Origin of the sequence: Sphingomonas sp. AP4-R1 (genome assembly GCF_013113735.1) — a bacterium.
Classification (GTDB): Bacteria; Pseudomonadota; Alphaproteobacteria; order Sphingomonadales; family Sphingomonadaceae; genus Sphingomonas_I.
The window spans coordinates 3,403,120-3,427,066 of record NZ_CP053346.1 but is presented as its reverse complement, the minus strand read 5'-3'; the positions used below and the strand labels follow the sequence as shown (position 1 = coordinate 3,427,066).

General features: G+C 66.5%; 16 protein-coding genes. 4 read left to right on the top strand and 12 right to left on the bottom strand.

What is annotated here, in order from left to right:
* Window positions 1-72: 72 nt before the first annotated feature.
* From HL653_RS15925 to HL653_RS15880, 10 genes are all read right to left on the bottom strand, one after another.
* Entirely contained in the window at window positions 73-1,221 is a 1,149-nt protein-coding gene (locus HL653_RS15925; protein ID WP_171745388.1) for an L-lactate dehydrogenase, read from the bottom strand.
* Window positions 1,222-1,257: 36 nt separating this feature from the next.
* Complete coding sequence (locus tag HL653_RS15920; protein WP_171745387.1) at window positions 1,258-2,037, bottom strand: enoyl-CoA hydratase; 780 nt, start codon at window positions 2,035-2,037, stop codon at window positions 1,258-1,260.
* Window positions 2,034-3,188, bottom strand: coding sequence for a CaiB/BaiF CoA-transferase family protein (locus HL653_RS15915; protein ID WP_171745386.1), 1,155 nt, complete (start codon window positions 3,186-3,188; stop codon window positions 2,034-2,036). Before HL653_RS15915 ends, HL653_RS15920 begins: the two co-directional genes overlap by 4 nt.
* A 112-nt stretch (window positions 3,189-3,300) precedes the next feature.
* The gene (locus HL653_RS15910; RefSeq protein ID WP_171745385.1) at window positions 3,301-4,059 is read right to left on the bottom strand and encodes a GntR family transcriptional regulator; all 759 of its coding nucleotides are present in this window, start codon (window positions 4,057-4,059) and stop codon (window positions 3,301-3,303) included.
* 103 nt (window positions 4,060-4,162) lie between these two features.
* A complete protein-coding gene (locus HL653_RS15905) occupies window positions 4,163-4,588 on the bottom strand; it encodes a cytochrome c (protein ID WP_171745384.1) in 426 nt (141 codons plus the stop codon).
* 55 nt (window positions 4,589-4,643) lie between these two features.
* Window positions 4,644-6,644 (bottom strand): PQQ-binding-like beta-propeller repeat protein, encoded by a 2,001-nt coding sequence (locus HL653_RS15900; protein WP_171745383.1) that lies wholly within the window; start codon window positions 6,642-6,644, stop codon window positions 4,644-4,646.
* A gap of 301 nt (window positions 6,645-6,945) precedes the next feature.
* The gene (locus tag HL653_RS15895) at window positions 6,946-9,138 is read right to left on the bottom strand and encodes a PQQ-binding-like beta-propeller repeat protein (protein ID WP_171745382.1); all 2,193 of its coding nucleotides are present in this window, start codon (window positions 9,136-9,138) and stop codon (window positions 6,946-6,948) included.
* 71 nt (window positions 9,139-9,209) lie between these two features.
* Complete coding sequence (locus tag HL653_RS15890; RefSeq protein ID WP_171745381.1) at window positions 9,210-10,322, bottom strand: lactonase family protein; 1,113 nt, start codon at window positions 10,320-10,322, stop codon at window positions 9,210-9,212.
* A gap of 20 nt (window positions 10,323-10,342) precedes the next feature.
* Window positions 10,343-10,786 (bottom strand): pseudoazurin, encoded by a 444-nt coding sequence (locus tag HL653_RS15885; protein WP_171745380.1) that lies wholly within the window; start codon window positions 10,784-10,786, stop codon window positions 10,343-10,345.
* 80 nt (window positions 10,787-10,866) lie between these two features.
* Window positions 10,867-11,823 (bottom strand): cupin domain-containing protein, encoded by a 957-nt coding sequence (locus HL653_RS15880; RefSeq protein ID WP_171745379.1) that lies wholly within the window; start codon window positions 11,821-11,823, stop codon window positions 10,867-10,869.
* A 196-nt stretch (window positions 11,824-12,019) separates the two neighbouring features.
* Between HL653_RS15880 and HL653_RS15875 the strand changes: the two genes are divergently transcribed.
* From HL653_RS15875 to HL653_RS15860, 4 genes are all read left to right on the top strand, one after another.
* Window positions 12,020-12,505, top strand: coding sequence for a CHRD domain-containing protein (locus HL653_RS15875; RefSeq protein ID WP_171745378.1), 486 nt, complete (start codon window positions 12,020-12,022; stop codon window positions 12,503-12,505).
* A gap of 14 nt (window positions 12,506-12,519) precedes the next feature.
* Window positions 12,520-14,724, top strand: coding sequence for a PQQ-binding-like beta-propeller repeat protein (locus HL653_RS15870; protein ID WP_171745377.1), 2,205 nt, complete (start codon window positions 12,520-12,522; stop codon window positions 14,722-14,724).
* Window positions 14,721-15,731, top strand: a complete 1,011-nt coding sequence (locus HL653_RS15865; protein ID WP_171745376.1) for an MBL fold metallo-hydrolase — start codon at window positions 14,721-14,723, stop codon at window positions 15,729-15,731. The genes HL653_RS15870 and HL653_RS15865 overlap by 4 nt, the downstream gene beginning before the upstream one ends.
* Window positions 15,732-15,974: 243 nt before the next feature.
* Window positions 15,975-19,040: a TonB-dependent siderophore receptor gene (locus HL653_RS15860; protein ID WP_171745375.1), complete on the top strand. Its 3,066-nt coding sequence runs from the start codon at window positions 15,975-15,977 to the stop codon at window positions 19,038-19,040.
* 114 nt (window positions 19,041-19,154) lie between these two features.
* Here the strand turns inward: HL653_RS15860 and HL653_RS15855 are convergent, their stop codons facing one another.
* Complete coding sequence (locus tag HL653_RS15855) at window positions 19,155-22,031, bottom strand: TIM-barrel domain-containing protein (protein WP_171745374.1); 2,877 nt, start codon at window positions 22,029-22,031, stop codon at window positions 19,155-19,157.
* 25 nt (window positions 22,032-22,056) lie between these two features.
* Window positions 22,057-23,667 (bottom strand): DUF5597 domain-containing protein, encoded by a 1,611-nt coding sequence (locus HL653_RS15850; RefSeq protein ID WP_171745373.1) that lies wholly within the window; start codon window positions 23,665-23,667, stop codon window positions 22,057-22,059.
* Window positions 23,668-23,947: the final 280 nt, after the last annotated feature.

Below are 23,947 nucleotides of genomic sequence, written 5' to 3'. Positions count from 1 at the left end.
GAGCCTGTAGAAGGGTCCGGGATGACGATAGAAAATAACGACCGCGCACCACCATCCGGCGGCTTGAATGCCTCAGGCCGTTGGCAGCACCACGTCGCGCGACACGGACCGCGCGCTCGTCTGGCCCGTGAGTGCCATCGCCACGGCGAACTCATGGCGCAGCAATTCCAGCATGCGCGCCACACCGACCTGCCCCTGCGCGCCCAGCGCGAAGGCCCAGGCGCGGCCGAGCAGCACGCCCTTCGCACCCAGCCCCAGCGCGCGCACGATATCCGTGCCCGATCGGATGCCGCCGTCGAGCAGCACGTCGCACCGCCCCGCCACCGCGTCGACGATGGCCGGCAGCGCCGCGATCGACGAGGGCGCGCCATCCAACTGCCGCCCGCCATGGTTGGAGACGACGATACCGTCCACGCCGGCCTCGCAGGCGGCGGCGGCATCGGCGGCGTCCATCACGCCCTTCACCACGATCGGCCCGCGCCAATTCTCGCGCAGCCAGACCATGTCGGCCCAGGTGATCGAGGCATCGAAATTGCGCCCGACCCACGCGGTGAACTGCGCGAGTCCGGCACCCTCCGCCATCACCGGCGCGAAATTGCCCAAGGTGTGCGGCCGCCCGTTCACGCCGACATCCCATGCCCAATCGGGATGCGTGCCGATCTCGAACGCGCGCTGCAGCCGGGCGGCGAGGCCCTGCGAGCCGGTCAGGCTGGAGCGCACGTCCCGCCGCCGGGGGCTGTGCATGATCAGGTCGACCGTCAGCACCAATGTCTCGACGCCGAGCGCGGCGCTGCGCTGGAGCAGATCGACCATGAACGCCCGGTCGCGGATCATGTAGAGTTGCAGGATCGGCGGCCGCGTCACGCCCGCCGCCACTTCCTCGATCCCGCAGCAGGCCGAAGACGAAAGGATGAACGGCACGCCCGCCACCTCCGCCGCGCGGGCGGCCTGCACCTCGCCCCGACGCGCATAGAGGCCCGCCAGCCCGATCGGCGCCAGCGCGACCGGAAAGGACACCTCCCGCCCCAGCAAGTTCGTGGAGAGATCGACCTGCGACACGTCCACCATCACCCGCTGCCGCAGCTTCAGCGTCTGCAGGTCCGCGATATTCGCGTGGAGCGTCCCCTCATCGTAGGAGCCCCCGTCGATATAATCGAACAGGAAGCGCGGCAGCCGCCTGCGGGCCAGCGTGCGGAAATCCTCGATGGACGCGGGTGTCACGTTCGCTCCTTGGATGGGGTGGCCTGACGGGGCGGCCTATCGGCCTCGCCATGTCGGCGGCGTCTTCGTCAGGAAGCCGCGTACGCCGGCCGCGAAATCCTCGCTGCCATAGATCAGTTCGATCAGGTCGCTGATGTCCGGCGTGGATTGCGTGGAGATGCGATAGATCGCCTCCTTGCTCACGCGCTGGGTGAGCGGCGCGCCCGCGACCAGCTTCTCGGCCAGTTCCTGCACGGCCGCGTCGATCTCCTCGGGCGCGACCAGCCGCGTCAGCAGCCCGTGCGCGTCCAGCTCGGCGGCGGGCACCAGTTCGGCCGCCAGCAGCAGCCTTTTCGCCATCGGAATGCCGACATGCTGGATCAGGCGCTGATAGCCGCGCGCCGACAGGCAATTGCCGATCGTCTTGGCGAGCGGCGATCCGAAGCGTGCGCCGGTGGCGGCGATGCGGAAATCGCAGGCGAAGGACAACGCCAGCCCACCGCCGACCGCCCAGCCATCGACGATCGCGATCGTCGGCTGCGGCAGCGTCTCGACCGCGCCGACATAGGAGTCCATCTCGGCTTCATAGGCCACGCCCTCCTTACCGCTGGTGAAGGACTGGAAGCCGGCAATGTCGGTGCCCGAGACGAACGCCTTCCCGCCCGCGCCCCGCAGCGTGACGACGCGCACGGCGGGATCGGCGGCGATCCGGCCGCACACCGCGCCCAGCTCGCGCCACATCGACCAGGTGAGCGCATTATAGGCGGCGGGCCGATCGAACAGGATATGGCCGACCGCGCCGTCCTGCCGGAAGCGCACGACACCGTCGTCGCTCATGCGTCCCTCGCCGCCAGTTCCGCCCGGATCTCGGCGCCATGCTCGTCCAGCAGCGGCGGCGGCAGGCGCATCTCCTGTGGCGTGCCGGTCAGCTTCACCGCGAAGCCCAGCGCCTTGAAGCTGCCTTCCACCGGATGGGGAATGTCCTGCACCATCGCGCACGCCGCCGTATGCTCGCTGTCGAGCGCGCGATCATAGCTGTTGATCGGCCCCGCCGGTACGCCCACCGCGAGCAGGGCGTCGACCCACTCGTCGACGGTGCGCTCCAGGAAGCTCGGCTCCAGCAATTCGATCAGGGTACGGGCATTGGCCACGCGCACGCTGTTGTCGCGGAAGCGCGGATCCTCGTTCAGTTCCTGTCGCCCCAGCACGTCCAGCAGCGACAGCCAGAGCTTCTGGTTGGCGGCCGCGAAGACGAAATAGCCGTCCGACGCCTTCACCGCCTGATAGGGCGCCGACATGCGATTGGCGGTGCCGAGCGGACCGGGGCTCTTGCCCGTCCCCCACAATTCGGCCGTCTCCCAGATCGAAAGACCCAAAGCCGCCTCGAACAGCGAGGCGGTGATCAGCTGGCCCACGCCCGTCTTCTGGCGCGCGATGATCGCCGAAAGGATGCCGTAAGCCGCGAACAGGCCCGCGCCGAGATCGCCGACGGGAATGTCGCTCTTCACCGGCTCATGCCCCGGCAATCCGGTGGAGCTGATGACGCCCGACATGGCCTGCGCGATCAGATCGTAACCGGGGCGGTTCGCCCAAGGGCCCTTGGGGCCGAAACCGGAGATGCTGGCGTAGATCAGGCGCGGATTGATCGCGTTCAGCGTATCATAGCCGATGCCCAGCCGATCGGCGACGCCCGGCCGGCCGTTCTCGACGACCACGTCGGCCGTCCCCACCAGCGCGTAGAAGGTTTCGCGCCCTTCCTCGCTCTTCAGATCGAGGACGATGCTGCGCTTGTTGCGATTGAGCGCCAGAAAGCCCGGACTATCCTCTCCCTTCAGGCGGAACCCCATCGAGCGGCGCGAGGAATCGCCCACCACAGGCGGCTCCACCTTGATGACGTCGGCCCCCATGTCGCCCAGCAGCATGCAGCAGAACGGCCCGGCCATGACCTGCGACACGTCGAGCACGCGTACGCCCGCAAGTGGTAGCATCTATTTCTCCCCGCCCACGATTGGGACGAGAGCAGCTGACCTGCCCTCTTATGAGGACATGCATACATTGTGCTTACATTGCATACAAGAGCGCACATCGTGCGCGTCGCGACTATCCCGTCTTTTTTGACGGGCCGCCTTCGAACGCTTCCCACCTCTTCTCGGAGCGGGCGCGCCGATGCTCGCGCTGGATGCTGGCCGCACCGTTCGCGAAATGCTCTTCCATCAGACGGCGCAACGTCGCGCCGTCGCGCTTCATCAGCGCGGCATAGATATGCTTATGCTCCTCGAACGCGTGGCCCCAGCGATCATGATCGCGCGTCGTCACATGCCGCGCCCGCTCGGCGCGCGGCAGCAGCAGGCGCCACGCCATCAGCAGCGAGGGGCTGGCCGCCGCCTCCACGATCAGTTCGTGGATCAGGCGATTGGCCTCGAGGTAGCGGGAGCGATCGCCCGTCTCGAAATGATGGGCCAGATCCTCCTGCAATTCCTCGAGGATATCGAGCTGGTCCTTGGTGATGCGTTCGCAGGCCAGCCGCGCCGCCAGCGACTCCAGCGCGCCCAGCACCAGGAACACCTCAGCCACCGCTTCCTCGTCGAGGAGCGCGACCTGCACGGTGCGATTGGGAAGCAGACTGATCAGCCCCTCGGCCGCCAGCGTGCGGAACGCCTCACGGACGGGGGTGCGCGACATGCCGAATTGTTCGCTGAAGGCCAGTTCGCGCAGCGGCTCGCCCGGCGCGAGATCGCCGGCGATGATCATGCCGCGCAGCAGCTTCACCGCCTCCTGATGACGATCGCCCTTGCGCGGCTGCTTCTGCTCCCCTTCAGCGGGAGCGGCTGCAGCCTCGGCTGCGTCCTTTGACTTCACTCGACCCATGCCCGGAAAGTAGCCAGCACCCTTCGCCCTAGCAAGCCGCCCCGACCCGCATGGTCGCATCGGCACCCGCCGAGGGAGGGCCACGCCGCCATCGTCAATCGAGCTTGATCTGCTGCAGCCGGCTCGGCTCCTTCGGCAGCTCGGCCTGCCCGGCCGGGTAACCGTTCTTGGACAGGACATAGGCCGTCACGTCCGCCGACGCCGCGATGCCGAGCGTACCGGGATTGTTGAGCGGCATCGTGGTGCGGATCCGGTTGGCGAGCGCCGCCGCGGTCTGCCCCTTCCAGTTTCCGCTGAAGGTCGTGCCGGTCAGCGGGGGCGCGACGTCGATCCCGCCCATATCCTCGCCATGGCAGGCGGCGCAGACCTGCGAATATTGCGCCTGCCCGCGCTCGGCCTGCGCCGCCGTATAGACACCAGCCGATGCGGTGGACGCGGCCGATCCCGCTTCCTGTGCCAGCGCGAGGCCCGGCAGGATCAAGGCAGACGCGCAGAGCGCGAGTGGACCGAACGGCTTCATCGATTTCACCTCTCGTACGCGCACATTGAATGCAAGCTGACCAACATCCACACAATCAGACGGGCAAGCGGAACGCGACCAGTTCGCCGCTGTAATTGCCGCCGCCGATCGCCAGCACGATATATTGCTGGCCACTCAGCATGTACGTCATCGGTGCGCCATTCTGGGCGGCGGGCATGTAGACCGCGCCCTTCTGCTCGCCCGTCGCCTTGTCATAGGCGCAGAGCATCGCGCCCTTGCGCCCGTCCGGCAGCGTGAACAGGCCCGGCTCGCCCGCGATCACGAGCGTCTTGGTCGTCAGCGTGCCGACGAAGCCGGGGCGACCCGTCTTCGGGATCTTCATCCCCTTCAGCCTGGGATGGTTGCGTACCTCGTCCGGCGTCTCGCCATGCGCCACCTGCCAGGCGATCGCGCCCTTCTTCAGATCGATCGCGGTGATCCGGCCATAAGGCGGCTTCAGCAGCGGCAGGCCTTCCACGGTGAGGTTGCCATAGGTCACCTCGCCGCGTTTCGGCGCATTGGGCATGCCGCGCACGTTGATGAACGCGAAATCGGATTTCTTGAGATCGCTGTTGGGCAGTTCGCTCATCACGTCCGCCTGCGTCTTCGAATAGATGTAGACGATGCCCGTTTCCGGGTCGCCCGATCCGCCCGGCCAGTTCGATCCGCCCGTCAGGTTCGGCGCGGTCAGCGTGCCCCACGTGCCATCCCGGTCGAACATCGAAGCGGGCGTGAAGAGCGGCCCGGTCCGGTAATTCTTGATATGCTCCAGCGCCTTGGCGTGAAGCTCGGGCGTGAAGTCGATCAGCACGTCGGGGCTGATGCCCTGCACGTCATAGGCCGGCGGCTTGCTCGGCACCGGCTGCGTCGGCGCATACCATTCGCCGGGCATGTCGCCCTTGGGCACCTTGCGCTCGGGGATCGGCCAGACCGGCTTTCCGGTCACGCGATCCAGCACGTAGAGGAAGCTCTGCTTGCTCGGCTGGGCGAGCAGTTTCACGGTCTTGCCGCCGATCGGCACGTCCATCAGGATCGCCGCGCAGGGAATATCATAGTCCCACAGGCCATGATGCACGGTCTGGTAATGCCATTTGCGCTGGCCGGTATCGAGATCGACGGCGACGATGCTCTCGCCGAACAGGCCGTTGCCGCGCCGATACTGGCCGCCGACATCGCCGGTCGGCAGCTCGACTCCCAGATAGACGAGGTTCAGTTCCGGATCGGCCGCCATCTGCGACCAGACGCCGCCATTGCCGATCTTGTCCGTGCCATCCAGCCAGGTGTCGTAGCCATATTCGCCCTTCAGCGGGATCGTGTGGAAGATCCACTTCCGCTTGCCGGTCCGCACGTCATAGCCGCGCACATAACCGCGCACATTGTCGTGCGTCCGTGGCTCGTTGCCGGCGGTGTGCGCGGCGCCGACGATCACCGTATCCTTCACCACGCAAGGCGTAGCGTGCAGGCCGATATCGCCATTGTCGATATCGATATGCTGATCGTCCTCCTGTTTCAGGTCGACGATGCCGTTTGTGCCGAAGCCGGGGATCCGCGCGCCCGTCGCCGGGTCCAGCGCCACCATCTGATAGCCGATCGTCACATAGATCAGCCGCGAGTCCGTGCCATCCGTCCAGTAGGACAGCCCCCGGCCGGAGAGCTTGCGCGGGGCATTGTTCGCGCGCGCGCCCTCATCCTCGCGATGCACCCACAGCAATTCGCCGGTAGCGCCATCCAGCGCCACGATGTCGCGCCGGCTCCCCCCCGTGGCGTAGATGACGCCGTTGACGATGAGCGGCGTGCCTTCGTAGACGAACTCCGGCCGGGGGCCGAGCGCATCGGTCTTGAAGCGCCACGCGATCTCCAGATCGTTGAAATTGGCGGCATTGATCTGGTCCAGCGGCGCGTAGCGCGTATTGGCCAGATCGTTCGCATAGTTCGTCCAGTCGGTATCGCCGGCGGCGCGCTTGCGGGGCGAGATCTGGCCGAAGGCCGGCAGGTTCGCCGATAGCCAGGTGGCGACCGGCAAGGACAATATCGCCCGTCGCGTCAATCTCGCCATGCCCTCGTCCCTCTCGACCATCTTGCTATCGTTGCGGCGTCCGCCGGACCGGGCAGAGGAATGCAGGGCGCCTTTTCAGGATCGCGTCCCGCAGATTCCCGCCGCTGGCAGGCGAGCGACCGGACAGGTGTTTGCATCCCGCCGCGACCAAGTCAACGGATTGCATGCAAAGATCGCATTATGCATGCATCACTGCGGCGGGAGGCGCGTCGATCGGACGAGATGGGGAGCATGCCCCCTCCCCGCCTGCGATGGAAAGAGGCTCGCTCCGCCCGACCGCAGTCCTTGTCTGAAGGGCTGTTCACGGGTTCGCCGGATAATTGGTCGCCAGATACTCCACCAGCGGATCGAACTGGTCGTCCGGCACCTTCGCGCCGAAGCCCACCATCTTCTCCACCGTGGCGGCCCATTCGGCCCGGCCCTTGCGCTGGCTCGTCACCTGCGAGGCGACGTGGCAGGCGGTGCAGGCCTTTTCCGCGAACGCCTTCATCGGGCCCGGCGCGAACTCGGCCGGATTGCCCGGCAAGCGCGCCGCGACGGCGGCGGGATGCTTCGGCGGATCGCGCTCCGGCGCCTGCGCGGCGGAGGCGGCCGCCGCGACGCCGATCTCGCCCGCACGCGGCAGCGCGAAGACGACCAGCCGGCTCGCCGTATTCGGGCTGCCCAGATAGGAGCCGCCCGCCGAGACGATCGCGACATATTGCCGCCCGTCCCGTCCGCGATAGGTGACGGGCGCGGCATGGGCCGACGCGCCGAGCCGGAACGTCCACAATTCGCGCCCGGTGCCGGTATCGAACGCGCGGAACCGCGCATCGTCGGACGCGCCGATGAAGATCAGCCCCGTCGAGGTCGTGAGCGGCGGCCCGACATTGGGGCGCCCGGTCTTCTGCCGATCGGCGGGCAGCGCGTCGGTCACGCCCAGCGGCACCTGCCAGACGATCCGGCCCTGCGCGACATCGATTGCCGTGAGATTGCCCCAGGGCGGCTGCTGGCACGGAAACTTCAGGCCGCCCATGCCGAACCAGGAAGGCTGCGGCGCGACATTGTACCAATTCCCCTGCGGATCGCGGCCGAGCTGCTCGATACTGGGCAGTTCGCTCGTATTGATGACGAACAGCCCCCGCGCCTTGTCATAGGCGCCGCTGCCCCAGTTCGGCCCGCCGCCGCTTCCGGGAAAGCGCACGACCGGATGATCGGCGCGCAGCGGCTCGAACGGCACGGCGAAGGTCGCGCGCTCCGTCGCCAGGCGGGCGCGGCAATGTTGCTCCAGTTCGGGTGTGACCGTGGCGATGTCGTCCGCCGTCATCGCCTGCCGGATGATCGGCGGCGGGGCGGACGGGATCGGCTGGGTCGGCCAGGTCTGCTCGCCCGGGATGCTGCTGGCCGGCATCGGCACTTCGTTGACCGGGAAGATCGGCTTGCCCGTCACCCGATCCAGCACGAACAGATAGCCGGATTTGTTCATCGCCGCGACCGCCGGGATCGTCCGCCCGTCTTTCCGCACCTCCATCAGCGTCGGCTGCACCGGCAGGTCGAGATCCCAGATGTCGTGATGCACGAACTGGAAGTGCCAGAGGTAGCGCCCGGTGCGCGCATCGAGCGCCACCAGCGCGTTCGAGAAGAGGTTCGCGCCCGGCCGATCGATACCGACGCGATCATAGGTCGGCGCGCCGAACGGAACATAGACGATGCCGCGCTTCTCATCGACCGAAAGCGCACTCCACGCATTGACGCCGGAGCGCCGGGCCCAGCTGTCGCCGCCCCATGTCTCGTGGAAAGGCTCGCCCGGTCGCGGCACCGAATGGAAGGTCCACAGCAATTTGCCCGTGCGCGCGCTCCAGCCGCGAATGTCGCCGGCCGGCCCCCGCGCCGGAGATTCCTGCAGGCGCGCGCCGGTGATCAGCACGTCGCCGGCAAGCACGGGCGCGCTGTTGATCTCATAGGCGAAGGTTTCAGGGCCTTGGTCGCCATCCTTCGAACCGTTCATGATCTCGGCCGTCCGCAGGTCGATCGGCACGAACTCCGCGGTCGGGCGGCCGGTGGCGGCATCGAGCGCCAGCAGCTGGCCGGATCGCGTGCCGAAGAACAACCTGGCCGGCGAGCGGGAATCGCCCGGCCAATAATCCATCGATCGCCCCGCCACCCCGTCATCGTCCGGCAGGCTGTAGCTCCAGCGCACGGCCCCGGTGCTGCCGTCCAGCGCCACGATGCGCCGATAGGGTGTCGCCACATAGAGCATGCCGCCGATGGCCAGCGGCGTCATGTTGCTCACCAGCAGGCGCTTGCTGGTGCTGTCGGCCGGCCGCAATTCGAACGTCCAGACCGGGATCAGCTTCGCGACATTGGCGGGCGTGATCTGGGCGAGCGTCGAGTAACGCCCGCCGCCCTCGTCACGCCCGAAGCTCCACCAGTCGCCGGCCGGCATGCCCGCCACCAGCGCGGTCGTCGCCGTCAGCGCGAGCGCGCCCGCGACCTTCAAAGGCCATCCCCTCATATGCGCATCCTCAATGATCCGCCTGTCGTTGCAGGCTTGTCGTTCGCTTCGGCCGCCGGGGGCCGAGCGCTTTATTTCAGTGCCAGGAACACCACGCCGGGCACGGCCACCACGCCCGGCTCCGGACGCAGCCGGCCGTCGCTTCCGATCGAAAGGCGCGCGACCGTGCCGGAGCGCTCGTTGGCCACCAGCATCTCGCCTTGCTCCTCGATCAGGAGGAAGAAGCGCGGCCAGTCGCCTCCGCTCGGGGCATGCTGGAGCAGGCGCGCGCCGCCATCGGGCGCCAGCGCGAAGACGGCGACGCTGTTATGGCCGCGATTGGAAATGTAGAGGCGCGTGCCCGCCGCATTGATGGCGATATGCGCCACCTGCGAATGGCCGGTGAAGCCGGCGGGCAAGGTCGGCATCGTATCGATGCTGCGGAACGTGCCGTCCGTCGCGGCGGCCAGCACCGTCAGCGTATTGGACAGTTCGGACGCGAGATAGCAGACCGGCAGACGCGGATGCCGGGCAAGATGGCGCGGCCCCGATCCGGCCGGCGCGCGATAGGCGATCTTCGTCTCGCCCGCTTTCTGCGCGCTCGCATCATAAGCATGTGCGAAGATCGCGTCGGCGCCGAGGTCGACCGAATGGAGCCAGTGCAGATCCTTGGTGAAGCCCACCCAGTGGGCGTGCGGCCCCGCCTGACGATCGGCGTTCGGCCCGCTGCCCGTATGCTTCAGAAGCTGCGCTTCGCCCCTGGGCAGGCCCGTCGCAGGGTCGATCGCCCAGACGGCGACGTCCCCGCTGGAATAATTGGCGGCGGCCAGCGCCGATCCGTCGGCGCTGAGCGCGACATGGCAGGGGCCGGATCCCCGCGTCGCCCGCTCGGCGACGGACGCATAGCCCCGATCGAACACGTCGAGGCTGCCCTTGTCCCCCTCGCTCACGAGATAGGAGAGACCGAGGCGGGACGAGCGCGTGCCGAAGGAGATGTTGCGGATCGGCGGTACGGACGGATCGACCGACCAGCCGCTGCCGGACCGCGTCAGCGTATAGAGCCCCTTGCCGCCCTCCTGCGCGTAGGTTCCGGCGATCAATGCCATCGGGGCGGAGGGGGCGGCGAAGGCGCGCGACGCGGCCAGCGCCACGCCGCCGGCCAGCACGGCCCGGCGCGAACAGTCCATCGGTTGCGAACCGGACATCGCCCCCTCCCCGCTTGCGCCTATTTCGCGGCGGCGAGAAGCGGCGTCATGCGCTTCTTCGCGAGCGGCGGCAGTGCGACGGCATTGGCGGCGGCGGCATTCGGCGCGGCGCCGTTGCCCACCTTGACCAGCGCGACCATGCCCATGCTGAAATGCGGCAGGCACTTGATGCCGTAGAGGCCCGGCTTGGTGGCGGTCAGCACGAATTCCTTGCCCATCGCGCCCTTCGCGGCAGCCACGCCATCCGGCAGCATGCCGGGGATCGTCTCGGCGTTATGGCCTGCATCGGTGGGCATGAAATGAACCTTGTCGCCGGGCGCGGCCTGCACGAACGCCGGCTCGAACACCATGAGGCCGTCCGCCCCGCGATTCTTCATCTGGACGACGATGTCTTTGGCGAAGGCCGGGCTAGCCAGCGCCAGGCCACCGATCAGGATCGCTGCGAGCGGTCCGGTAAAGCGCATCTATTCACTCCTGTCTCACGGTGATGATTCGGCCAGCCATAGCCAAGGGACGAGCCGCAGGCTCGCCCCCTTTTCGTCGATCAGTGAGCCGGCTCGAAATTGTGGAGAATCACCGGGCGCGGATTGATCGGGATGCGCGTGGACATCGGCGCGCTCGGATCGTTGCCGGCGCGGTGCCAGCGACCCTTGGCGGCGGTCACGATATCGCCGGGCTCCGACACGAAATAGGGGAAGCCCTCGATCTTGTAGCCGATCTTGCCTTCCATGATGAACCAGAATTCGGTCCAGTCGGTGTGGAAATGGCCCTTGTTCGTATCCGGCGGCACGGCATCGGCCTTGGGCCCGCGCAGGATGTTCGACGTGAAGTGATCGTCCCACACGAACTTGCCGTTATAGGGCTTGTCGCCCACCGCGATCGTCTTGAAGAAGTCCACCCAGATCGGGTTGGTGTCGCGATCCTTGGACGGGCCGGGATTGCCCGTCACCTTCACGTAGGTCTTGCCGGCGAACGGATCGGGCGTCTCGCTGGCGGGATAAAGCGGCGCGGAGCCCGCTTGCCGCACCTCGAACCAGAGCGCCGGCTTCGCGCCGACATTCTCGACCGAATAGATGTGGCGGAAGGGCACGCTCACCATGAAGCCCTTGGTCGCCGTGAACGGCTCGACCCCGTCGATCGTGACCTTCACGGAGCCATCCCAGACGATGAACATCACCCGATCGTCCGGATAGAATTTCGCCTTGGTCTTCTTGCCCGTGCCCAGCGACACGTAATCGCCGTCCTGCTCGGGATTGCGGACGATCGGCTGCACCCAGTCGCTCTGGCCCTTGTGCGCGGCAAGGATCTCGGAAAGCTTCCAGTGAACCTTGTTCGGCGCGGCATAGGCCGTCGGATTGGTCGGCTTCGGCGCCCAATAATCGGTGGGCATTTTCGGCTGCGTCACCGGCATCGGATCCTCGCGCCCGGAAAACTGCGCGGAAGCCGCCACGGTCATGCCGATCGCCGCACAGGCGGCGCCAAGATACAGAAAGGCCTTCATCCCCATCTCCCATTGGAAAGGCGCCAAAAGCGCGGTTTCCACCTCGTCGTTGCGACATTGTTGTATGGACAGATCACATCTTGTATGCGATCCATCACAACGTCAAGCCAACAATGAAGGCCCGAAAGCGCGCGATCGCGCGGCGGAACGGGCAAGGGAGAGGCCGGCCTTGCGCTTAGTGTTCGCAGCAATATCCATGTCCCTGCTCTGCGCGCAATCGGCCATCGCCGCCGATTATCGCGCCGATCTCGGCCCCATGCCGCTCGACGACGAAACCAAGGCGGTGATCGCAGGGCGGGGCGAGGCGACGGCCACCGTCGCGGGCGATCGGCTCACGGTCAGCGGCCGTTTCCACGGCCTGCCCTCCAGCGCCACGGTCGCGCATATTCTGCTGAGCCCGGCGATCGGCGTGCCTGGCACGAAGATCCTGTCGCTGACGGTGACGACCGCGACCGACGGCGACGTGAGCGGCAGTGCCCGCCTCTCTTCAGCGCAGATGCAGGCGCTCAAGGGCGGCCGCCTCTACGTGCAGATCGACAGCGAGAAGGCACCGCCGGGCTATAGCTGGGGGCCGAAGGGAACGTTGTGGGGCTGGCTGCTGCCGGATCATCCCCGCGCCGAACAGGGTGTGCCGCAGCAAGGTCCTTGGTTCCTGCCCCAAACCGCCGTCACCGCGCGCTGAAGGATCTCCACCTCATGATGATCCGCCGCAGCACCAGCCTGTTCCTCGCCACGGCCGGCGCGGCCCTCGCCGCCGGCCTCGCCTTCGGCCAGGGCACGACCGGCCTGTTCACCCGCGCGCAGGTGGATGCCGGGCGCACGGCCTATGCCGAGCAATGCTCCGTCTGCCACCAGCCCGAGATGATCGGCGCCACCGACGCGCCTGCCCTCGCCGGCAAGTCCTTCTTCAACGTCTGGGGCAAAAGGCCGATCGCGGCGCTCTACAGCAAGATCCACGCCTCCATGCCCTATGGGCGCGGCGCCAGCCTGGACGATGCCACCTATGCGGCGATCGTCTCTTACATCCTCTATGCGAATGGCGGAGCCGTGGGCGGCACGGCGCTCGATCCCGCTTCCCCCGCTCTGCTCGGCACGGTCGCCTCGGGCAAGGCGCCGGCCGACGCCTTCGCCGCCGCCCCGCCCGCGCCGGACGCGACCGCCGGTGCCGAACCCGGCGCCACCCCCGCCACCTCGGCCGGCTTCGCGGCGCCGGGCCAGCTCGTCAAATATTCCGATCCCGGCCGCTTCGTGCTGCCCACCAAGCTGGGCCTCAGCCTGAAGGGCGACATCCAGAATTATGCGCCGGTGACGGACGCGATGCTGCGCGAGCCGCCGCCCGGCGACTGGCTGATGTTCCGCCGCAATTATCAGGGCTGGAGCTACAGCCCGCTGTCGCAGATCGACACGAACAATGTCGGCCAGCTCCAGCTCAAGTGGATGTGGTCGATGCCCGAGAACGGCACGATGGAGGATACGCCCATCGTCCATGACGGCATCATGTACATGTGGGGCGTCGGCAACATCATCCAGGCGCTCGACGCGCGCAACGGCGAGTTGCTGTGGGAAAACCGGCTCGGTCCCTTCCCCAAGAGTGCCGGCCCCGGCCCCTCGTCCGAAGAGACGCGGTCGATGGGGCTCTACGGCACCAATCTCTACGTCAACACGCCGCAGGGCTATGTCTATGCGATCGACGCGCGCACCGGCGAGGAGGTGTGGAAGACGCACATCACCGACGAAAAGCCCGGCGTCGGCTTCTCCACCGGCGGCCTGATCATCATCAAGGGCAAGGTCATCGTCGGGATGACCAATTGCGGCCGCAAGGGCACGCCCGACCATTGCTATATCAGCGCTTATGATGCCGCGACCGGCAAGCGCGACTGGAAGTTCACGACCGTGGCGCTCACCGGCCAGAAGGGCGGCGACAGTTGGGGCGGCATGCCGGACGACGATCGCAAGGGCAGCGAGACGTGGATCGCCGGCACCTACGATCCCGTGCTGGACACCACTTACTGGGGCACGGCGCAGGCCAAGCCCTGGCGGCGCGACGAGCGCGGCTCCTCTGCCGGCGCCACCGATTACGCCAATTCCACGCTCGCGCTGGATCCCGCGACGGGCAAACTCAAATGGTCGTTCAACCATTCGCCCGGCGAGACCTTCGATCTGGACGAGGTGTTCGAGCGCGTCCTGATCGATCATGGCAGCGAGAAATCCCTGCTGACGATCGGCAAGGCTGGCATCCTGTGGAAGCTGAACCGCGAGACGGGCAAATATCTCGGCTCGACCCAGACGGTGTTCCAGAACGTCTTCACCAGCATCGATCCGAAGACGGGCCGGCCGACCTACCGCAAGGACGTGATCGACCAGAAATCGGACCAGTGGCTCTCCTCCTGCCCCGGCCCCGAGGGCGGGCATAACTGGCAGGCGATGAGCTATCACCAGCCGAGCGACGCGGTGGTGATCCCGCTCAGCCAGAGCTGCGTGCTGATGCTGGGCAATGGCAGCCAGGTCTATTTCGAGATGCCGGGCAGCGCGGGCAATGTCGGCCGCCTCTCCGCCTATCGCGCGTCCGATCTGACGCCGCTGTGGACCATGCAGCAGCGCGCGCCCTTCCTCACCTCGGTCATCTCGACGGCGGGCAATCTCGCCTTTGTCGGCGATTTCGATCGTGTGTTCCGCGCGGTCGATGTCCGCAACGGCCAGACGCTGTGGAAGACGCGGCTGGGCACCACCGTCCAGGGCTTCCCCGTCTCGTTCACGGTGGACGGCAAGCAATATGTGGCGGTGACGACCGCGCTGGGCGGCGGCAGCCCGCAGCTGAAGCCGGGCACGATGCTGACCGAAGTGCATCGCCCCGTCACCGGCTATGCGGTCTATGTCTTCGGGCTGCCGGAGACGAAATGATGCGCGGCGCGGCGCTGTGGGCGGCGGGCCTGCTTGTTGCCGCATCCGCCGCCGCGCCTCCCACGCCGGTCGCGGACTTTCCCAAGCCGCTGGATTTCCCGAAAGAGGACACAGCGGAGGCGGCGAAGCATTTCAACGCCGCCCGCACGATCGCGGGCGCCGACCTGTTTCCCGATTTCGCCCACCGCTGCATCCTCGACGCGCGCTACAAGCAGCGCACCCAGGGCGAGCAATATAATGGCCTCGTCGAACCGTTCGCAGCGTTTGACGATCTCTATTCGGTCGGGCAGATGGCCGTCTCGGCCTGGGTGCTGCGGACCAAGGACGGCCTCGTCCTGTTCGACTCGCTGAACAATGCGGACGAGGCACGCAACATCATCGTGCCCAATCTGGAGCGGCTGGGCCTGAACCCGCGCGATATCCGCACGGTGATCATCACCCACGCGCACGGCGATCATTATGGCGGCGCGGCTTTCTTCCAGAAGACATATGGCGCGCATGTCATCGCCTCCGCCATCGACTGGGATGGGATGACCGGCGCCGATCGGCTGAAGGTGTCCGGCTGGGGCGATCCCCCGACCCGCGACATCGCCGTGGCCGATGGCGAAACACGCGTGATCGGCGGCGTCCCGATCCGTTTCCAGGTGACGCCCGGCCACACGGCCGGCACGCTTTCGACCATCTTTCCGGTCCACGATCGCGGCCAGCGCCATGTCGTGGGCTTTTACGGTGGGCTCGGGCTGCCCTGGACGCCGGAATTGCGCGCGGCGCAGATCCGCTCGATCGCGCGCTGGATCCCGATCGCCGCGAAGGCCGAGGTCGACAGCCAGATCGGCAACCACCCGCTCCATTATGAGGCGCTCGAACGGCTGGAGATGCTCCGCTATCGCCAGCCCGGCCAGCCCAATCCCTTCGTCCTCGGGAGCGCGGGCTATAGCCGCTACATGCGCGTGCAATCCGAATGCACCCGCCTCTGGATCGCACGCAACGGCGAGCCACAACCCTGAAAATTCACGATTTTTTTCAACGCAAATCCGCGTTGAAAAATCTTGCACACAAGATTATTATTTTGTCGACAATGTCGCTCATTTGGTGGACATTGATCATAACGATCGACAGGTGAGGTTGTCTTGAAGTCCCAGGCGTTGCTCGTGAGCGCGGGCTGACCGCGGCCGGGCCGTGCCTTTCGGCGGCGCGCGCCGTGGGATTCACGCCCCTCCCCTGATCGATCGGGAAAAGAGGGGAGCCTGATGCTGACAATCCATTCCACCCATCGCCATGCCCTGATCCGGCGGCGTGTTTCGCTCACGGTGAGCGGAGCGGCTCTGTCGATGGCGCTGCTGTCCGCACCCGTCATGGCCCAGACCGTCGATCCGGCGGCACCGGCCGAGACGCCGAGCGTGACGACCACACAGGCCGCGGCAGAAGGTCCTGCGCAGATCGCTGACATCGTGGTCACCGGATCGCGCATCACCTCCAGCGGCTTCGCCGCACCGACGCCGACGCAGGTGATCGGCGCCGCGGACATCGCCAAGCTGTCGCAGCCGAACATCTTCAACGCGATCACGCAGCTGCCTTCGCTACAGGGCTCCACCGGGCGCGCCACCTCGGTCGGCAGCACGTCGAGCGGCATCCAGGGCCTCAGCTCCTTCTCGCTGCGTGGCCTCGGCGCGATCCGCACGCTGACCCTGCTCGACGGCCAGCGCTTTGTCGGTGCCAATTATTCGGGCGTGCCGGACGTCAGCCAGTTCCCGCAGTTGCTCGTCGAGCGCGTCGATGTCGTGAACGGCGGCGCGTCCGCTTCCTACGGCTCGGACGCGGTCGGCGGTGTCGTCAACTTCGTGACCAACAAGCGCTTCAAGGGCTTCAAGGCCAATTTCCAGGCCGGCATCACCGATTATGGCGACGACAAGGGCGTCACCGCGCAGGCCGCCTGGGGTGGCAGCTTCATGGACGATCGTCTGCACGTCGCGGTCGCGGGTGAATATGGCTATCAGGGCGGCGTGCCCAATCCGGGCTTCGGCATTGTCGGCGCCAATGGGCGCGACTGGTATAATTCGCCCGCTTTCGTGCAGACCGGCACCACCAACACACCCGCCGGCCAGCCGCGCATCTTCTACATCCAGAACGCGCAGCAATATCAATATTCGAAATATGGCCTGATCACCTCCGGCCCGCTGCAGGGCATCGCCTTCGGCGCCAACGGCCAGCCCTACCAGTTCCAATATGGCTCGAACGGCGTACCCACCGGCACCGGTGCGGTGACGAATTGTACGCCGTCCTTCTGTTCCGGCGGCGATACCAGCGGCGTCGTGGGCGCGGGCACCAGCCTCGCCTCGAAGCTGGAGCGCTTCAACGCCTACACCCGCGTCGGCTACGATTTCGCGCCGGATAACGAGATCTACTTCACCTTCAACGCGTCACGCGTGAAGTCGGAGAACTCGCCGAATCCGGGCTACGCCCAGCAGGCCAACCTCACCATCCAGTGCGGCCTGGCCAACGTGAACGCCAACCCGTTCCTGCCGGCCTCCATCCAGCAGGCCTGCACCAACAACAACATCACCTCGTTCCAATATGGCTCGGCGCTCGCGCAGCTCGGTGACTTCATCCGGGTCGTCCCGGTGCGCACCAGCCTGCGCGGCGTGATCGGCGCGACCGGCAAGTTCGAGGCGCTGGGCACGGGATGGAGCTACGACGCCTATTACGAATATGGGCACAACTATACCAACCTGAACGTCTACAACATGCTCAACCTCAGCCGGTTCAGGGCCGCCTACCAGGCCGTGCGTCTGCCTGACGGCACGATCGGCTGCTCCAGCGCGGCCGCGCGCGCGGCCGGCTGCGTCGCGCTCAACATCATCGGCGACGGCGGGGTGACCGAAGCGGCGCTCAACTATGTGAAGCCCAAGATCGGCCCGTACCAGCACACCTGGTCGAGCCAGAACGCGGCGGCCCTGAACATCAACGGTCAGCCGTTCGAGACGTGGGCCGGCCCGGTATCGGTCGCCTTCGGATACGAATATCGCCGGGAATGGTTCAAGACGAAGGCCGATCCGTACGGCAACGGCGTGACGGCGGACAATCCGAACACGGCCGACTATCCGGCCGATCCGACGCAGAACACGACGACGGGCGGCAACTGGTACGCCGGCAACTACAAGAACGGCAGCGGCCGGTATAATGTCAACGAAGGCTATATCGAGCTCGACGTGCCGATCTCGAACGAAGACATGATCGGCCGCATGAACCTGAACGGCGGTTTCCGCCGCACGCGCTACAGCACGTCGGGCTGGATCAACAGCTGGAAGATCGGCGGCACGTGGGACACGCCGCTGAAGGGCATCCGCCTGCGCGCCGTGACCTCGCGTGACGTGCGTGCGCCGAACCTTTCGGAACTGTTCCGCACGCCGACCTTCGCGAACGCGACGTATCTCGATACGCGGGCGCCCGGCACATCGCCGACGGCCGGACAGTTCGTGCAGGCGCCGTCGAACACGATCGGCAACACGGCGCTCAAGCCCGAAACCTCGCGCAACACCACGGGCGGCGTCGTGTTCAACGGCGCGCAGGCCGGCTTCCTGCCCGGCTTCAACGCGTCGTTCGATTATTACGACATCAAGGTGAAGGGCATCATCACGCCCTTCACGGGCCAGTCGGCGATCAATCAGTGCTTCCAGCAGAACATCACCCAGTTCTGCTCGTCCTTCAATCTCGACATCGCCAGGGGCCCGCTGTTCGTCAACGAGCAGCTGTTCAACTTCGCGAAGGTGCGCACCAACGGCTTCGATATCGAGGCGAGCTATCGCCGTCCGCTGAGTGGCGTCGGCCTGCCGGGTTCCTTCACGATCCGCGGCCTGGCCACGCGCACGCTGCATTATACCGAAACCTCGGGCCTGCCGGGCACGATCCCCACGGAGCAGGCCGGCAACAACCGCGGCAACACGCCGAAGTGGAAGGTGTTCGGCATCCAGAGCTGGGATACGGACACGTTCTCGCTCTCGCTCACCGAGCGCTGGTTCTCGGACGGCGTCTACTCGAACGAATATATCGAGTGCACGCCCGGCAGCTGCCCGGCGACCGATCCGACGGGCAACACCTCGACGATCAACACCAACAAGATGAAGGGCGCCTTCTATCTCGACCTGGGCGGCTCGTATAACGTGACGAAGTTCCTGACCGCCTATTTCAAGGTGGACAACACCTTCAACAAGGCTCCGGAACCCTCGCCGCAGAATGGCGTGACCTACGGTTTCAATCCGGCGCTCTACGATGTCCTGGGTCGTACCTACCGGGTGGGCATGCGCGTCAACTTCTGATCGCCCCGACGATCTTCCCCCTGAATCCCGGCCCCCACAAAGGGCCGGGATTTTTTTGTGCGGCTGGCAAGCCAGCGAGCGGACGGGCAGCCCGCTCGCCCGGATCAAACGATATCAGCCGCGCGGACGGTGCAGGACGATCGGCGCGCCGTTATAGGTGACCTCGGCATCGGGGCTCGCGTCTTCGATCCCGGCCTTGCCCGTGCCGATCCAGCGAACCCGGATCGTCCTGCTCGCGGGCATGCCTTTCCAGCCCTGCCCTTCGCGCGTGCCGATCGAGACGTCCCCGCTCCCGTCGTCATAGGTGATCGGGGTACGGGAGAAGGCGCCGCTCTTGTAGGCGAGCGAGCGCCCGTCATCCTCGTAGAGCGAGAAGCGCCCGTCGGCGCCCACGAACACCAGCAGGGTCAGTGGCGCATCGGGCCTCTCGTCGACATAGTGCGTGACCGGCCCGGTCGGGACGATCGCGCCCGCACGCACGAACAAGGGCATGCGCTCCGCCGGAGCCGCTACGGACGCTGTCGTGCCGCCGCGATGCATTTCCCCGGTCGCGAAGTCGTACCAGTCGCCAGCACCGGGGAAATAAACCTGCCGCGCCCTCGCCCGATATTCGGTCACGGGTGCCGCGAGAAACGCATCCCCGAACAGATATTCGTCGCTCAGACGACGCGCCGCGCCATCGTCGGGAAAGTCGGCGGCGAGCGGGCGCATGATGCTGCCGTCCTTCATCCACGTGTCCGCGCCGAGCGTGTAGATATAGGGCATCAGCCGGTAGCGCAGACGATCATAGGCGATCATCGTGGCGCGCATCGGCGAGCCTTCCGGGCTGATCTCGAAAATCTCGCGATAGGGCGCCTCGCCGTGGCTGCGGAACAGCGGGCTGAACGCGCCGAACTGGAACCAGCGCAGGTTCAGCTCGCGCCACTCGTCGAGATCGGCAGCCCTGGTGTTCCTGGCCGAAAAGCGATCTTCCAGCGCGAAACCGCCAATGTCGTGCGTCCAGTTGGGAATGCCGGACATGGAAGCGTTCACGCCCGCTGAGATCTGCGCCTTCAGATCATACCAGCGGCTCGCGACGTCGCCGGACCAGATCGCCGCGCCATAACGCTGCAGCCCGGCAAAGCCCGATCGCGTCAGGATGAACGGCCGCACATCCGGCTTGAAGCGCGTCCAGCCGTCGTAGAAGGCGCGCGCATTCATCAGCGGATAGCTGTTGAAATAGGCCTCTCCGGGGCCCAGCGCATTCGGGCCGAGCGCGTCGATGCGCTTTGCCAGCGAGGCGTTGGAATGCATGTCCGGCTCCGACGCATCCGCCCACCAGGCATCCACGCCCAGCACGCCCAGCCGCTGCTCGACCTGCTTCCAGAAGAGGTCGCGCCCCTGCGCCGAATAGGGATCGTAGAAGGTGCTGGCATAGCCCGGCCCCACCCAGTCGCGATTGCCCTGCCGCAGATTGCCGGAATAGACCGCACCGGCCGCCGCCAGTTCCTTGTACGTGTCGGTCGTCGGATAGAATTTCGGCCAGACCGAGATCATGAAATTCGCATGCGCGTCGTGCACCTGCGCGATCATCCCGGCGGGGTCCGGGAAGCGCGTCGCATCGAAGCGGTGGCTGCCCCATTCGGGATCGCGCCAGTAGCGCCAGTCCAGCACGATATTGTCGAGCGGGATATCCAGCTGCCGATAGCGATCGACCACCGAGAGCAATTGATCCTGCGTCTCATAGCGCTGGCGTGACTGCCAGAAGCCATAGGCCCATTTGGGCATCATCTCGGCCTTGCCGGTCAGATGGCGATAGCCAGCCATCGCCTTGTCGATCGATCCGCCGGGGATGAACCAATAATCCTTGGCCTGCCCCACCTCGCTGGAAAACCAGATCGAGTGGCGATCCGCCTCCGGCAGCGGATCGCTGTGGAACAGCGCGATATAGCCGGCATTGGGTGCCCACTCGACCCGGATCGCCGCCGGCTTGCCCGCCGTCAGCGGCACCTCGAAATTGGCGTACCAGGGGTTCCAGTTCTGGCGCCAGCGGTTCAGCACCTCGCGTCCGTCGACGAACACCTTGAAGTAGCTGGAGCCGTACAGCCGGAATTTGTGGACACCGGTGACGGCCGGATGCACGTCGCCGGTCCAGATCACGCTCTGGGTCTGCGTGGCGTTGCCGGCCGTATTCTGGCCGCCCGTCGCCGCGACGGTCTTCGACTTCGCCGCCTCGGGCCATTTCGCCTGATCGTCGAGATACTGATAGTCGATCGTGGCTTCCTGCCGGGTGACGACGGGTTTTCCGTCGAGCAGATACTCCGCCTTCCAGCCGGGCTTATTGCCGCTCGTCACCGTCAGCGCGCCGGGCTCCGTACCACCGACGAAGCTATAGGGTTTGGGATTGCCGAAACGACTGATCGCATTGTTGTCCCACAGCAGGCCATAACCCCGCGTCGAGACGAGGAACGGCACGGCAATGTCCATGTTGTGCTGGAGAAGATCGACGTCTTCGCCATTATAATCCATCTGCATGTTCTGGTGCTGGCCGAGGCCGTACAGCCCCTCGTCCGTGCCCCGGTTGAACTGCTGCGACACGGCGACATACGGCTTGCCGTCGATCGAGACGGGACGAAACGCCGTCACCCCCGCCTCCGCCAGCAATTCCTTCCCCTCGGGATCGAGAAACCGGATCGCGCCCGTCGTAAGATCGACGTCCGCCGCCGACGCCGCCGTCTTCACGATCGCGTGCCCGGCCCGGTTCGTGACGGTGAACGCGCCCGGCGCAGGCGGTGACGGCGCCATCAGGCTCGGGCCGAGCGGTCCGCCGCCCGCGCGCGGGCGCGCCACGACATGAAAGATTCCGTCGCCATGCACCGACAGGGCGATCCGACCCACCGGCCCCTGCGCGGGCGTCACGACGATCCCGTCCGGAACAGGCTGGACGCTCTGCGCCTGGATCCCACCGGCTGCGCTCCCAGCCACAAGCGCGACGATCAGCTTCATCCTCATCCGGGTCGGTCCCTGTTCTACGGGTTTAGCGAAAGCGCCCCATCACGATCTTCAGCACCTGCGGGCGATCGACGAGATTGATGCCGTAATCGGTGAGATCGCCGTTCCAGATGCTGGTGCGCTCCCATTTTCCGGCCTTGAACGCGCCCTCTTCCACGCGCACCACCATCCCGCCCGACGGCGTGCCGGCCGCCGCCGAGACTTCGACGCGCGCATGATCCCCGACGAGCAGGAATTCGGTGTCCGACAGCTGCAGCAGCGCGACGCCGCCGACCTTCTCGTCCGCCCAGGCCGGCGGATCGGCCTTGAGCGAAGTCGAGGCCTTCGATCCGAACTGCCATTCGCCCCAGCTCACGCGCACCGCCCAGTCGCCCATGCGCGTCGTGACCGGCTGGGCATCGTCCGGACGGGCCACGCCCCAGGTCGGCCGCTCCCACGCCAGCCGCGCCCAATCCCGCATGACCGAGCCGACCGCCTGATAGGGCAGCGCGAACGCATCGAGCGTCGGCGCATCCAGCGTCTTCGCGCCGAGCGGATAATTGGAATAGCCGCTCTCATCCATGCCGAACGGCGCGAAGCCGATCGCGCCACGCCCCAGCGCCGCATAGACATGCCGCGCGAAATCGCGCGCGTTGCCGATCTCCGGCACCATCAGCGGGTTATCCGGCCGCGCATATTTTTCGAGATAGATGGCGGCGTTGGTGCCGTTGCGATCGTAGATGTCGGGCGCCTCGAAATCGATTGCGGGCGCGGCCGCCTTCCAGATGTCGATCACGTCCTGCTGCGGGCCGCCGCTCTCGACCTTTTCGGGATCGGGTATCGCGATCGGGCCGCCCAGCGCGGCGTTCACGTACATGGGCAGCGGCTTCACCGCCTTGCCGGCCGCCGCGATCGCCCCGACATAAGAGGCGACATACCAGGTGTTGAACGCACGATCGGCTTGCGCGCCGAACGCCTCGGCCCACGTGCCCCGCTTGCCGGTCGCCTTCGCCAGCGCGACCGGGATGGGCTGCGCGAACAGCCGGTTCGCCCCGGCCGAATAATCGCGCGGATTGCGATAGCTGCCCACCTCATTCTCGGGCTGGACGAGGATCACCGTATTCTGCGGATCATGATCGCGCAGATATTCCATCAACTTCACGAAGGCGCGGCGATCGGCATCCAACGTCTGCGCCCCGTGCGCGGACAGGACGTCATGATCGGAGCCGTCGCGCCGCTTCATGCGCGGAAAGCGGCGATTGTCGAGCTTCACCCAATCGGGCGTGTACGCGGGCGAGCTGTTCTTCCAGGTGCCGAACCAGAGCAACACGACGCGCTTGTCATGTAGGCGTGCCTCATCGAGCAGATGCTGCACGAACGACCAGTCAAACCTGCCTTCCTCCGGCTCGATCTGCTGCCAGGCCACGGGCACTTCCACCGTATTGGCGTGGATACGATCCAGCACCGGCCACGCCGTGGCCAGCGGCGCCGGATAATTGGAGCCGTTGTTCACCTGCCCGCCGAGGATCAGAAACGGCGCGCCATCCACGATCAGAGCATGGCGCCCCGCCTTGGTCTCGATCCGGGGAATCGGCGTCCCCACCCCGGCCATGGCCGGCACGGCGAGCAACCCCGCCATCACATATAAGGATCGCATCGCCGCCCCCTCTGCGCTCGATGTATGTAATCGAGTCACCGTGCATACTACATGCTCGGTTCGCGGGGGAAAGAGTCCAATGCGCAGTGCCGAAGGAACGCCCCGGTCGGATGGAAGACGCTATCGTGTGCTGGAGGTGAGCATTCGCGCGCGCCTACGCGATGCGCCAGCCTCTCCGGTGCCTGGCGCCGACGGCCTCGTCGATGCGGCGGAAGCGCCGCTCCGCCGGCGATACGTGATCGGCCTGCCGCGCCGCCGACAAGACGGCGCGGCAGGCCGG